The sequence below is a fragment of the Alteromonas sp. ABV2_168 genome (assembly GCF_056161165.1).
In genome coordinates this window covers 173,034-185,325 of the sequence record NZ_JBSWYQ010000008.1, presented here as the reverse complement: position 1 = coordinate 185,325, position 12,292 = coordinate 173,034, and the positions used below count along the sequence as shown (strand labels likewise).

The 12,292-nt window shown below is 49.5% G+C and carries 10 protein-coding genes; 5 read left to right on the top strand and 5 right to left on the bottom strand.

All coding sequences use genetic code 11. The annotated features are described in order from the left end of the window. Positions 1 to 11: 11 nt before the first annotated feature. Entirely contained in the window at positions 12 to 641 is a 630-nt protein-coding gene (locus tag ACXAH4_RS13530; RefSeq protein ID WP_474843382.1) for a CerR family C-terminal domain-containing protein, read from the bottom strand. Positions 642 to 761: 120 nt separating this feature from the next. On the opposite strand from ACXAH4_RS13530, the gene ACXAH4_RS13525 reads away from it, so the two are divergent. From ACXAH4_RS13525 to ACXAH4_RS13505, 5 genes are read left to right on the top strand one after another with little or no spacing between them, the layout of a single operon-like run. Further along, complete coding sequence (locus ACXAH4_RS13525; RefSeq protein ID WP_474843380.1) at positions 762 to 1,751, top strand: HlyD family secretion protein; 990 nt, start codon at positions 762 to 764, stop codon at positions 1,749 to 1,751. 2 nt (positions 1,752 to 1,753) lie between these two features. Further along, complete coding sequence (locus ACXAH4_RS13520) at positions 1,754 to 3,526, top strand: ATP-binding cassette domain-containing protein (protein WP_474843378.1); 1,773 nt, start codon at positions 1,754 to 1,756, stop codon at positions 3,524 to 3,526. Next, entirely contained in the window at positions 3,516 to 4,661 is a 1,146-nt protein-coding gene (locus ACXAH4_RS13515) for an ABC transporter permease (RefSeq protein ID WP_474843376.1), read from the top strand. The genes ACXAH4_RS13520 and ACXAH4_RS13515 overlap by 11 nt, the downstream gene beginning before the upstream one ends. A gap of 3 nt (positions 4,662 to 4,664) precedes the next feature. Continuing rightward, positions 4,665 to 5,783 (top strand): ABC transporter permease, encoded by a 1,119-nt coding sequence (locus tag ACXAH4_RS13510; RefSeq protein WP_474843374.1) that lies wholly within the window; start codon positions 4,665 to 4,667, stop codon positions 5,781 to 5,783. 13 nt (positions 5,784 to 5,796) lie between these two features. Further along, a complete protein-coding gene (locus ACXAH4_RS13505; RefSeq protein WP_474843372.1) occupies positions 5,797 to 7,248 on the top strand; it encodes an efflux transporter outer membrane subunit in 1,452 nt (483 codons plus the stop codon). Between the two features lie 10 nt (positions 7,249 to 7,258). Here the strand turns inward: ACXAH4_RS13505 and ACXAH4_RS13500 are convergent, their stop codons facing one another. The 4 genes from ACXAH4_RS13500 to ACXAH4_RS13485 form a co-directional block, all read right to left on the bottom strand. Continuing rightward, entirely contained in the window at positions 7,259 to 10,471 is a 3,213-nt protein-coding gene (locus ACXAH4_RS13500) for a DUF748 domain-containing protein (RefSeq protein ID WP_474882255.1), read from the bottom strand. An 84-nt stretch (positions 10,472 to 10,555) separates the two neighbouring features. Beyond that, entirely contained in the window at positions 10,556 to 11,125 is a 570-nt protein-coding gene (locus ACXAH4_RS13495; RefSeq protein WP_474843368.1) for a DUF2780 domain-containing protein, read from the bottom strand. 179 nt (positions 11,126 to 11,304) lie between these two features. Further along, positions 11,305 to 11,775, bottom strand: coding sequence for a trehalase family glycosidase (locus tag ACXAH4_RS13490; RefSeq protein WP_474843367.1), 471 nt, complete (start codon positions 11,773 to 11,775; stop codon positions 11,305 to 11,307). 2 nt (positions 11,776 to 11,777) lie between these two features. After that, entirely contained in the window at positions 11,778 to 12,239 is a 462-nt protein-coding gene (locus tag ACXAH4_RS13485) for an Lrp/AsnC family transcriptional regulator (RefSeq protein ID WP_119502445.1), read from the bottom strand. Positions 12,240 to 12,292 lie beyond the last annotated feature (53 nt).

The following is a 12,292-nucleotide window of genomic DNA, read 5'->3' as shown; positions in this document are numbered from 1 at the left end:
GGGCCTGTGTGCTATTTAGCAGGATACTGATTTCTCATCAGGCTTTTAATGTAAGCGACAAGTTCACTTTGCGGGCGTGAAAAAATGGGCTGGATCGGCGTGGGCAGCTCCGGGTTTACTATCATCAGCATCATGCAAGGTGCTAATAATGTGAATAAGGCGTAGACAGGAGTAACGTCATCGTCGGTAGCGTTAAAATCGCTGGCCTCCATCACCATTTTCTTGATGATGCTCGCCCTTGTGTGAGCTTCGTTTACTAACACCGTATTAATCATCGGCGATGGCGTGACAATTTCCCGCGCCCACACTTTTCCGTGCCAGCTTCGCTCTTCCAGTATGTTGGCCACCACATGCTCAATGAGTTCGTCCAGCTTGTCTTGCGCTGTTGCGTGACTCTCATCGAGTGCCTGTAAAAAGTCTAAATGCAGAAAATGTTCTATCGCCGCAGAAAATACCTGCTCATACAGACCATCTTTACCATTAAAATGATAATTGATTGCAGCGGCATTCACGCCTGCTGCACTGCAAATATCCTTGGCTGACGTGTTGTGATAACCCCGTTGAGCGAATAATTCGGCGGCGGCAGCGAAGATGCGCTTTTTCGTTTCTTCACCATCGGCACGGCCCTTTCGGTTTTGCATTTATTTCATCACCAGGTCGCTTATGTAAATTATCAGGCACTTTACCGCTGAACTAGTTGAAATTCAAATTTGAATTTCATATTGTGTTATGTGTTGATGTTTACACAAGTGAATTCTTCTATGAACAAAAAGCTCGCTGTACTCATTGTCGTCGCGGTAGCGGCGGCAGTTTCCGTCTATACGTTTTGGCCTGAACGCGGGGCTGAGCAAACAAAACTGTTCGGGAATGTCGATATCCGCCAGGTGTCTTTATCGTTCACTCAGTCCGAGCGGGTAACAGCTGTGAATGTGGAAGAAGGGGATGTGGTTAAAGCGGGTCAGGTTATTGCCAGACTGGATGATACCGTGCCAAACCTTGAGCTGGCGCAGGCCAATGCGCAAATTGCCGCCCAGGAAGCGTTAGTGGCAAAGTTGCAGGCGGGCTCAAGACCCCAGGAGATTGCACAGGCAAAAGCGGTGGTGGTGCAGCAACAAGCGAATGTGGATATTGCATCAGCCCGGCTTAAAAGACTGCATTCAGTTGACAGCAAAACACTGGGTAAAGGCGTAAGCCAACAGGATATTGATGAGGCGAGGGATCAGGTAGTTGCGCTGCAGGCAGCACTTGCACAAGCGAAGGCCAGTTTAGCACTGGTTGAAGAGGGGCCGAGAAAAGAAGACATCGATCAGGCCAGAGCACAGTTACAAGTGCTGGCTTCACAAAAAGCCTTACTGGCTGAACAGGTTAGCCGCACTGTGTTACTCGCCCCCAGTGAGGGTGAAGTGCGGGCAAGGCTGATGGAACCCGGCGACCTTGCCACCACTCAGCGTCCTGTTATCACGTTGGCGTTAACGTCACCCAAGTGGATACGGGTTTATATTAATGAAACCCAACTGGCGACCACCAGGGTAGGTGAAGCCGTTGATGTTCATGTTGACGGGCTGAATAAAACCATCAAAGGCACTATCAGCTTTATTTCTTCTGTCGCTGAATTTACGCCGAAAAATGTGCAAACAGAGGATTTGCGCACGTCACTGGTTTATGAGGTTAGGGTCAGGGTTGATGATGCTGACAATACCCTTAAGTTGGGGATGCCTGCCACTGTGATGCTTGTTAACAACGGACACTAATCATGAGTGAACCGGTGGTGAGTGCCAGCGCGCTGGTTAAACAATTCAACGGAGACGGTCAGCAAACCGTAGCCCTCAAACAGATAGATTTCGAAGCAAAGAAAGGGGAACTCACCGCTCTGGTGGGGCCCGATGGTGCAGGAAAAACCACGCTGCTGCGCCTGGTCGCAGGGTTGATGGTTCCTTCTGATGGCAGCTTACGTGTACTTGGCTATAAAACGGCGACAGACGCACAGCAGGTACAAAATTTAATTAGCTACATGCCCCAGCGATTTGGTTTGTATGAAGATTTAAGCGTACAGGAAAATCTGGATTTGTATGCAGACTTACATGGCGTGGATAAAGCAACCCGTGAGGCGCGGTACGAGCGCCTGCTAAGCATGACGAATCTCTCTGCATTCACTTCAAGACCGGCTGGAAACTTGTCGGGCGGCATGAAACAAAAGCTCGGTTTAGCCTGCACGCTGGTGCGCTCTCCGGCGCTTTTACTGCTTGACGAGCCCACTGTTGGCGTTGACCCTCTGTCACGACAAGAGTTATGGAAGATTATCAGTCAACTTGTGGAAGATGAGTCGCTCACGGTTATGGTCAGCACCTCTTACTTAGATGAAGCCGAACGGTGCCATCAGGTGTACCTGCTTAATGAAGGAAACATTCTGGCAAAAGGTACCCCTGAGAAATTAAAGCAGGACGCAGCGGGGCGGTGTTTCGTGGTAACTCCTTCATCAAGCCAAAAGCCGCGGGATTTACAAAGTGCACTGCTTAATAACGAAGAGGACGTAATCGATGCCGTCCCTCAGGGGGGGCGGGTACGCTGCGTGTTACATCAAGACAAAGATATAAAAGCCATCGCGCATCAGGTAAAAGCCGCGCAGTCTGAATCTGTGCCTCCCCGCCTGGAAGATGCGTTTATGATGCATTTGAAGACTCATATTAAACCCGCCGCAGTGGATGTATCCTCATTAGCGCAGCAAAACCAACATACCGGGCAATCTCAAACGCACGGTAAGCCTGTCGTGTCTGTTAACGAGCTGGTTAAACAGTTTGGTGACTTTACGGCAGTTGCCAAAACGTCTTTTGAAGTTTATCCCGGTGATATCTTTGGCTTACTCGGGCCAAATGGTGCGGGAAAAACAACGACTTTCCGGATGCTCTGCGGATTGTTACCCGCCACATCAGGCACGCTGGACGTAGCAGGAAAAAACTTACGAACGGCCGCTGCTGGCGCACGGTCCCGCATTGGTTACGTGTCACAGAAATTCGCGTTGTATGGCAATTTAACCGTTTTTGAAAACCTGCGCTTCTTCGCGGGTGCATACGGGCTGTGGGGAAAGCAGCGAAAACAAGCCATTGACCGGGTGATTTCCCAATTTGATTTAGCCTCTCATGTGCAGCAAAAAAGTGCATCATTACCCGGAGGCTACAAACAGCGGTTAGCCATGGCGGCCAGCCTTATGCACCAGCCCGATATATTGTTTCTCGATGAGCCAACCAGCGGAGCGGATCCGTTAGCCCGCCGGGCTTTTTGGCGACGTATCACGGCACTGTCAAAAACCGGCACGGCCATCATCATTACCACCCACTTTATGGAAGAAGCTGAATACTGCGACAAGATTTTGATTCAGGATGCAGGTAAAAAGCTCGCCATGGGCTCGCCTGAGGAGATACGGGCTGGCATAGACGGCGATTCGGCAATGAGCATGGAAGAGACATTCATCAGTATCATTGCGCAAAGTCGACAAAAACGAGACGGGGAGGTCGCTGATGTCAAGTGAGTCCCGTCCTGTTCGCGCCTTTGCTATTCGCTTGTGGGCATTGGTAAAAAAGGAAACCCGGCAATTACTACGTGATAAAAGTAATCTACTGATTGGTATTGGCTTACCCATCGCGCTCATTTTTATTTTTGGCTTTGGCGTTACGCTGGATGTGAAAGATATTCGTTTAGCCGTGGTGACTACCCGGCCTGCGCCAGAGACAAATGATTTCGTTTCAACGATAAGGCTGTCGCCTTATTTCATACCCAGTGAGATGACCTCCTTGAAACAGGCTGAAAAGGCGTTGCGCGCGCGGGATGTTGAAGCCATTGCCATTCTCGATGACACTTTCGCCAGCAAATTAAAAACCGGAAATGCAGACATTCAACTTATCGTGCTGGGCAGCGATGCAACGCGGGCCTCTTCGATAAGTAGCTATTTCTCAACACTCACCGGTGTGTGGGCGTCAAAGCAGCAAGACCGCCTCGGAGCAAACGCGCATCAATCCGGAGGCGTGACTGTTGTTCCAAGGCTTTGGTTTAACGATGCCAACACTAGCACATGGTTTATTGTGCCCGGGCTTATCGTACTTATCATGACATTGGTGGGCACGTTTCTCACCGCGCTCGTCATGGCCCGCGAGTGGGAGCGGGGCACACTGGAAGCACTTTTTGTTACCCCGGTCCGGCCTGCTGAAATCATTCTGGCTAAAATAATTCCCTATTTTGGTGTCGGTATCATAGGCCTGGTATTTTGCGTGCTGGCGTCGACTTTTCTTTTCCATGTGCCCATTCAGGGCGCGTTTTGGGTATTGGTATTAGGGTCAGTGATATACATGCTGGTGGCATTAGCAATCGGGCTACTTATTTCGGCACTGACGCGCAACCAGTTTCTGGCAAGCCAGATTGCCATTCTCGCCAGCTTCCTGCCCGCGATGATGCTTTCCGGCTTTATTTTCGATTTAGGTAATTTACCCGCCGGCGTTCATGTTATTGGTAGTTTGCTTCCTGCCACGTACTTTATTGAACTGCTGCGAACGGTGTTTCTGGCCGGTAATTTCTGGCCCGTAATTATTAAAGATTTGGTGTTGCTCACAGTGTACGCCGTGGTGTTACTCAGTCTGGCCCGTTTTCTTACTAAAAAGACACTGGATTAAACTATGGGAAGTGTCCGTCACTATTTTTTTCTTATCTTTAATTTGTGCCAGAAAGAATTTCTTTCTGTTTTAAAAGATCCCTCAAGCCGTGTCATTTTGATCATGCCAATCATTATGCAAACATTGCTGTTTGGCTATGCCGCCACATTTGATTTGAAAGAGGTGCCTTATGCCGTGCTCGATCAAAGTGACAGCCAGGCCAGCCACGAGGTACTTCAGAAACTGCAGGGTGCCGGTCTGTTTAATCAGGTGGCTACGCTGTCGGGAAGTACGGAAATTGCTGACGTTATCGGTAATCAAAAGGCGCTGATGGTAGTGTATTTTCCCGCTGACTTTGAAGACAAATTATCCCGCGGGGAAAGTAGCCAGATACAGCTTATTGTCGACGGCCGGAATTCGGCAACAGCTAACGCGGCCCTTGGCAGCTTTAACGCCATTACCATGTCTTACAATGCGGAAAATGATCTTGGGAGGCAGCTTCCTGTGCAGGTGAAAAACCGCGCCTGGTTTAACCCGAATATGGAAACACGCTGGCTTATTTTACCGGGAATGATTGCCGCGCTGAGCATGATTCAAACAATGATGCTTACAGCACTTTCCGTTGCCAGAGAGCGTGAGCAGGGCACATTTGATCAGTTACTTGTGACACCCAGCCTGCCTTCGCAAATCTTAATCAGCAAAGCGCTGCCGTCGGTGTGTATAGGGCTTATTCAATCTTCGCTGGTGCTGCTTATCAGCCGGTACTGGTTTGAGATCCCCTTTCAGGGGGCGTTAACGACGCTCTATACAGGGTTATTTTTATTTACACTGGCAAGTGTGGGGATCGGTCTGTCTATCTCTGCCGTTTCTCTGAATATGCAGCAAGCCATGCTGTATACCTTCGTTTTACTCATGCCGCTCATGCTGTTGTCGGGTTTTGCCACGCCGCTGACCAACATGCCTGAATTAATGCAGGATATTACCTACATTAATCCACTGCGTTTTTCGGTCAATATTGTCAGGCGTGTTTATCTTGAAGGGGCAACGTTTGCTGACGTTTATCAGGAGATGATCCCGCTGGTTATTATCGCCACCATTACTCTGCCGGTAGCCAGTTGGCTTTTCAGACACAGGACTTCATAAGGACATTCATCATATGAAAGTTTCGCTTATTTCTTTAACGCTCATCACTGCATTGACCATGTCGGGATGCACAAAATTGGGTCCTGAATATGAAAAACCTGAGGTGGCAGTACCGTTGACCTGGCCGTCTTTGCAAGGCATTGATGGTCAAACACAAAACCACACGGTGTCGCGTTGGTTAAACGACGATAAGACGCTGATGGCGCTTCACAGCATGTTAGAGAAACATAACCAGAGCTTACAGGTGGCTGCACTGAATTTTGCCAGCAGCCGTGTTTACCGGCAGGTAGCCGGAAGCGGTGGCGAGCCGGAGGCAGGCTTTTCAGGCAGTGTAAAAAGGCAGCGGTTGAGTGAAGACGGCAGTATGACGAGATTTATAAAGTTGTCGTCCTCTGGTGAGCAACAGGATGCCCTGACGGATGCTTTGGCATCACCTTTTACCGTTTACTCAACGGGCTTTGATGCCAGTTGGGAACCTGACCTGTGGGGAAAAGTAGCTAATCAGATTGATGCAGCAGATGCTCAGCAGACAATGGCAGAGAGTGAACTGGCTGATTTACGTTTGTCGTTAACGACAGAATTAATGCGCCGGTATGTACAATACCGCGCACAGCAAGCTGTACTGGTATTGCAACAGCAAAAACTGACAAACCTGCATACTCAATTATCTATACAGGAGGCCCTGATTGCTGCAGGGCTGGGCGATGAATCAGAACGTTTAGCGTTAGAAGCACAAACTCATCAATTAAACGCTACGCTGGACGGTCAGCGCAGTGAAGTATATGTGTTAGCCAATCAGCTTTCGCTGCTGGTGGGCGTACAACCGGGTTCCTTGACACCTTTGTTGGAAGCGCCACACGATGCGTTTCATGAGTATGTGCTCTCTACGCTCAACGTACCTTCCAGTGTATTAAGTCAGCGCCCGGACATTCGCGCGGCAGAAGCCAAAGTAAGAGCGGCGACCGCAGACATAGGCATTGCAGAAGCGGCGCTGTTCCCACAATTCCAGTTAACAGGTAATGTGGGCATTGAAGCGCTAAGCAGCAGTGCGGTATCCGACTGGTCGTCGCGAACCTGGCAAATTGGCCCGGGCTTTTACTTACCGCTGTTCAACCGGAACCAGCTTCATCGTCAGGTTGAGATCACATCAATTACGCAACAGCAAACCATTGTGCAATATCAACAGCAAGTGTTATCGGCATGGACAGAAGTTGACAGTGCCATTGAGCAGGCCAACAGCGCCGGAAGACAACTGGAGCAAAGTCAGCAAGCGCTGTCCCGCATAACCCAAAGACTTGCACTGACTAAAACAGACGCAGAAGCTGGCCTGACAAGTGAATTGCCTGTTCTGATGGCGCAACGACAATGGTTAGATGCTAAGGTTGGTCACATTCAATCTCAGTTGAATGTGACCTTAAGCCAGCTTAGCGTGTACAAAGCGACGGGAGGCCCTGGCATGGATTAGTGCAACGCCTTTAATCCGCTTCCAGCGTAAGCGTTGCGCCACTCACATCGTCCTGCAGATGGTGGCGGCTGTTTAACTGGAACAGGCGGTTGGCATCTACAGCTGCATCGTTGATCAGATAACGTTTTACTGCTTTTGCGCGCATGTCTGCCAGTGCTGCCAACTGGCCCGGGGAAATGTCGATATTACTGCGCAAAGAGTTGTACATGGCAATGTGCAATGCCCGTTGAACCCGGGGGTCGTCTACCTCTGGAGGTGTCTGTTCCGTTTGCTCGGAAGCACCTTTTTCGTTCGTTGACGGCGTAAGCTGAGCGATGATTTTAGCCCGTTCTTCTTCCACAGTGATCCCCAACGTCTGCGTAAACGCCTGTTTAAGTGCATCAGATAACGGGCCTTCGACGGGATAACTGCTGGCAGTCAGGTTCGCTGGCAGTGCGACGGCACCGGACAAGCTCAGCAGTCTGTCCTGTAAGGTTTTTTCTGCCAGAACACCAGCGTCGGCTACTGCATTCACTGTTCCTTCAATATTCAATCGCAGGCCGGGACGCTTTTTCAGCGCTTTTGCCAGAGTAGTTAATGTGGCTGTGGCTTCATCATCAAGCTCGCTGCTACCGGCAGCAAAAGACACCTCGTTGAGGGTATCGTCACTGCCCACTAAGCTGGCAAGGAAAGAGAAGGGCGCGGTAACGGCTTTGGTGATGAGGTTGCCAATGGCATTGAGGATAATCGAGCCAAAGCTGAAGTCCGGGCTGTCCACATCACCGGAGACTTCCAGGCCTAAATCAATCACACCGTTGCGGTCCTGTAACAACGCGACGGCAAGTCCGAGAGGAAGACTTAAGGCTTGCTCAGAGTCACTTTTCTGACCAAGCGTTAGCTGGTCGATGACTACGTGGTTATCGCCTTCCAGCGCATCACCCTGAAGCTTATATTGTACATCCAGCGACAGCAGCCCTTTGTCAATGTAATACCCCATGTAGGTGCCGGAATACGGGTTCACTGAAGTCAGCTCAGCACCGCTTACCGAGAACATCAAATCAAGATTCAGGGCGTCTCTGAACGGGTCAATATTGCCTTTGAGAGATACCGGCGCATAGTTATCGATTTTGCCCGTTATATCTACGGCAGCCGCTTTTCCTGATACAGAGTCCAGCTGGCTGACAGTACCGTTTAACGATTCTATTCCTGAAGCAAAGCGGGGGGTCAGGGAGTTATCGGCAAAGTAGGCGTTACCGTTCTCAATGCTGATATGATTAACCGTTATAGCCAGTTGTGATTTTTCATCTGCTGCATTCTCCGATGTGTCACCTTCCTTGTGTTCTGCACCCTCTACCTGCGCAGACTCTTCCTGCACGGCCTGTTCGCTTGCAGAGCCAGAGTCTTCTGTTGCCGGAGGGCGGCTCACAATAATATCGCTGATATTGGTGTGTTTGTTTTCGTCAATAACCAGCTTCGCAAACGGCTCACTCAACACCACATTATCAATGCTCAAGGTATTTGCCTTTTTACTGAATGCAAGGTTGGCGATATCAAGGGCCTTCCATTTAAGTAATGGCGCTTTCTTTTGTGTATCCAGAATGGCAAGGTCTGCAAGAGTGACAGAAGCGTTAATGTCTGCTGTGCCTGATGCGTCAGCAGTGAAACTGGACTGCGTGCTGAGGCGTCCGCTTTCCATTACCACATTCGCATAAGGCGAGATATATTGTTGCAGCGGCGCGAGAAGGAAATTATCCAGCGTCAGTGCACCTTTCACCTGCTGTGCCGTTACATCGATATCGCCTTCAGACCGGAGCGTGCCGGTGGCTTCACTAGCAAAACCCTCAGCATTGCCGCTGGTGGACAGGACTAAGTTATAATGAACCGGTGAGGTAAACTGACTGTCAACCGGACCTGTTGTCAGGTTTATATTGAAAACCCGCCAGAACATATTGTCAGCAATGGCTTTCTCGTTCAGTGCGACTTCACCGCCGGTAAATTCAAAGGCATTTAATACAACATGCCAGCCTGATTCTTCCTCGCTGGCCGGCGTTTGAGCAGATGTGCTGCCCGTTGAAGACGCCGTGTTTGCTGGTGTTGTGTTTGGTGTTTCTGTCTCAGGTGACGCTGTGTTTGGTAAAAGGTATCGCTGTAAATCCAGGCCATCATCATCGAACAGGGCATTTACCTGCATGTCTGCTACAGCAATCTTATCAACGCTGACAGACTTATCCGCAAGGTTTGCCTTTATGCCATCGACGGCAAGTTCCGGTAAGGTTATCTTCGGCTCGTCCTGACGGGCAAGGGTAAGAGAATGTAACCCGAAGCTGCCGTCTTTCACGGTTACATTCAGTGACGCGTTATCCTCAAATAAGGAAAACGCCAGCGTCAAATCAACACGGCCGTCAGTCAGTTCAACATCTATTATGTCGTTTGAAAGTGGCCACAGAGGGGCCAGTGCAATATCCGACAAACGGATATTACTGTTAAATACCAGCGGCGAAAGCTGAAAATCACCCTTAAGATTGACTTTGCCGCCTTCAGCCGTATTTAGCTGAAAGGCGTAAGCATTGTCTGTTTCACTGCTTTCTGCTTCGGGGCTGTTTGCTGATTTGCCGGACTGTTCAGTGATAGTTGCCAGCGTGTCCAGTCCGGTAAGCGTGATATCCAGCTCAGGGTAATCCAGCCGGGCACCGGTGACTGCGTCGCTAAGTAAAATGTGGCCACTTTGCAGTGTAAAATGATTCAGCCTGATGTGTGGAATACCAGCCTGTTCCTCCGGGGCTGTTTCAGGCTCTTCCGGTTGCGCATTCTTTGCCAGCGTATCGATGATGTCAGAGACGTTCAGCCGTGTATTTTCTCCGCCAGTTAAGCGATGTAATTGCACGTAGGGTGCATGCAAGGCAATATTTTCAACAGTGGGAGTAAAGCTGGTCAGCGTTTGCCAGAAACCCAGATCGACGGTCAGTGCCTGTAAGGCAAAGAAGTTTTCGTCGCGCTCAGCTTCTTTTATGCTGAAGTCACTGACTTCAGCCCGCAATAAAAACGGGTTCACTGAGATGTCTTTAACGGTGACTTCCCGCCCCAGCATGTCAGTGAGTTTATCCGGCACGGTGGCCTTCAGCACTGCAGGTAATACTACCCCCGCCAGCAGCGCGTAAGTGAGATAAATTAACAGAAAGTAAACGGAGAAACGAAGCCACAGGGGGTTACGGCTGAAAGATGAGATCCGGTTCTTTAAATGCATGATTAACTATTAAATGAGAAGCCGGCAGACAGACCAGCAACAATGATGTTGCCGGTCTGCTCTGCATGAATGAGAGGTTTTACCCTAAAGGGCGGAGAGCAAATTATCCAGTCCTGATTGGAAAATAGACTGGGTTTCGGTGTTATTTTCACTCTTGAAATAGCTGCTGGCCTGAGAGACAAAGCTGCTGATCATTTCCGGCGTCAGGCCCAGTGCTTCAAATTGCTGTTTCAGATCGTTGATAGATTTCGCCGTACTGCTGTACTCAGACGCTTTATTCAGCAAGCCGGACAAGGCATCAGACTTTGAAGATGAAGAACCGGATGTTTCCGGTACGCTGGATAATAATCCTTCCAGGCCAGGAATGTTGCCGGCAAGTTCACTGTAATCCGTACCAGAAAGGTTCCCTTTTACATAATTAAAAAGAGAAGCCAGTCCGCCTTCCGATTGCGCTTCAGTTACACCTAAATTGCTGCTGACTGAGCTGATTAAACCTGATAAATCTACTGATTCAGACGCGCTGGCCGTTGCGGGTTCTGTGGTTTCCGTCTTAGTAAGCGCCTTCTTTAAATCCTGCAATGATGATGCAGCATTTACAGGGGCCGATAATATAAATCCCAGTGCAGCCAGAGCGGCAACAGATTGTACTTTCATAAAAACTCCGGAGTCACCCTGTGAGGGTGTAATAGTGAAAAGTATGACAGGAGCAGGGGGACAGACACAAGGTCCGGCTTCAGAGACGCTAACTAATGAGGGATCACGTTAACACTGAAGCATTGCCCGTTGATTGTTGAGGCAACCTTAACGGGCAATGCGGGCTAATGCAAATGCTTTTACAAAGCAGGGCTGGCAGGCGTGCCGGTACGCAGCGCTTTGGCAAAAACCTGCGTTACACCATTGGTCCAGCCGAAGCCATGTTGTACTTCGTATTCGCCGCCGCTGGCAGAGGTGGCAATGTCTTCCACATTGTATTTCTCCATCAGCGTATGGTTGGCTTTGTAGTAGGTATCCACCGTATTTAACCAGCGGGACATCACTTCAACTGCCAGCTTGTTGTGTTCATATGACTGTAATCCCTGTACCGCAAACCACTGAAGCGGCTCCCTGCGAAGGAATATTCCCGTCAACGTCGTACTGTCATAGGCCACCGCTGCATTCCCGAAGGCTGCCGGCATTAACCCTGACAGAAGATTAAACTGTTCATATTGGTGTGTGCAGTGAAAACCTGCGTCGTTTTTGTTTACGGGATCAGTGAATAGGTAACGGCCTTTTGACCGCCAGGGCAGCTCAAACGATAAAGTCACCCTTACACCGGCACAGCAGTACTTTTCCTGGGGGATTTCAGCACAAAAGAGGAATGCACGCCGCTGACGCCTTCTACACGGGTGAGTTTATTAAGCAGGAATTGCTGAAAGTCATCCATGTCTTTTACGATGACTTTTAACAGATAATCTGCAGACTGACCGGTGATCAAATGGCTTTCGAGTACTTCAGGAAAGGTGGCAATAGCATTATCGAACTTCTCGAATCGTTCGGGGGTGTGCTTGTCCATGACGATCTGAATAAACGACACCAGGGTCAGTCCCAATTTTCGTGCATTAACCAGCGCAACATAGCCGTCAATAAAGCCGCTGTCTTCCAGTTGCTTTACCCGCCTCAGGCAGGGGGAAGGAGAAAGGTTGACGGCTTCAGCCAGTTCCTGATTTGAAATACGACCGTGTTTTTGCAACGTTTCCAGTATTTGTCTGTCAGTCTTGTCTAATTCCACTTTCGCTCTCCTGTCTGGCATTAAAAGTCATTGAAGTGATAATTTGAGCTATA

What these genes read in the sequence shown, in the direction of transcription:
- ACXAH4_RS13520 (WP_474843378.1), top strand. Translation starts at nt 1,754, where the DNA reads ATGAGTGAACCGGTGGTGAGTGCCAGCGCGCTGGTTAAACAATTCAAC.
- ACXAH4_RS13530 (WP_474843382.1), bottom strand. Translation starts at nt 641, where the DNA reads ATGCAAAACCGAAAGGGCCGTGCCGATGGTGAAGAAACGAAAAAGCGC.
- ACXAH4_RS13495 (WP_474843368.1), bottom strand. Translation starts at nt 11,125, where the DNA reads ATGAAAGTACAATCTGTTGCCGCTCTGGCTGCACTGGGATTTATATTA.
- ACXAH4_RS13515 (WP_474843376.1), top strand. Translation starts at nt 3,516, where the DNA reads ATGTCAAGTGAGTCCCGTCCTGTTCGCGCCTTTGCTATTCGCTTGTGG.
- ACXAH4_RS13510 (WP_474843374.1), top strand. Translation starts at nt 4,665, where the DNA reads ATGGGAAGTGTCCGTCACTATTTTTTTCTTATCTTTAATTTGTGCCAG.
- ACXAH4_RS13500 (WP_474882255.1), bottom strand. Translation starts at nt 10,471, where the DNA reads ATGCATTTAAAGAACCGGATCTCATCTTTCAGCCGTAACCCCCTGTGG.
- ACXAH4_RS13525 (WP_474843380.1), top strand. Translation starts at nt 762, where the DNA reads ATGAACAAAAAGCTCGCTGTACTCATTGTCGTCGCGGTAGCGGCGGCA.
- ACXAH4_RS13505 (WP_474843372.1), top strand. Translation starts at nt 5,797, where the DNA reads ATGAAAGTTTCGCTTATTTCTTTAACGCTCATCACTGCATTGACCATG.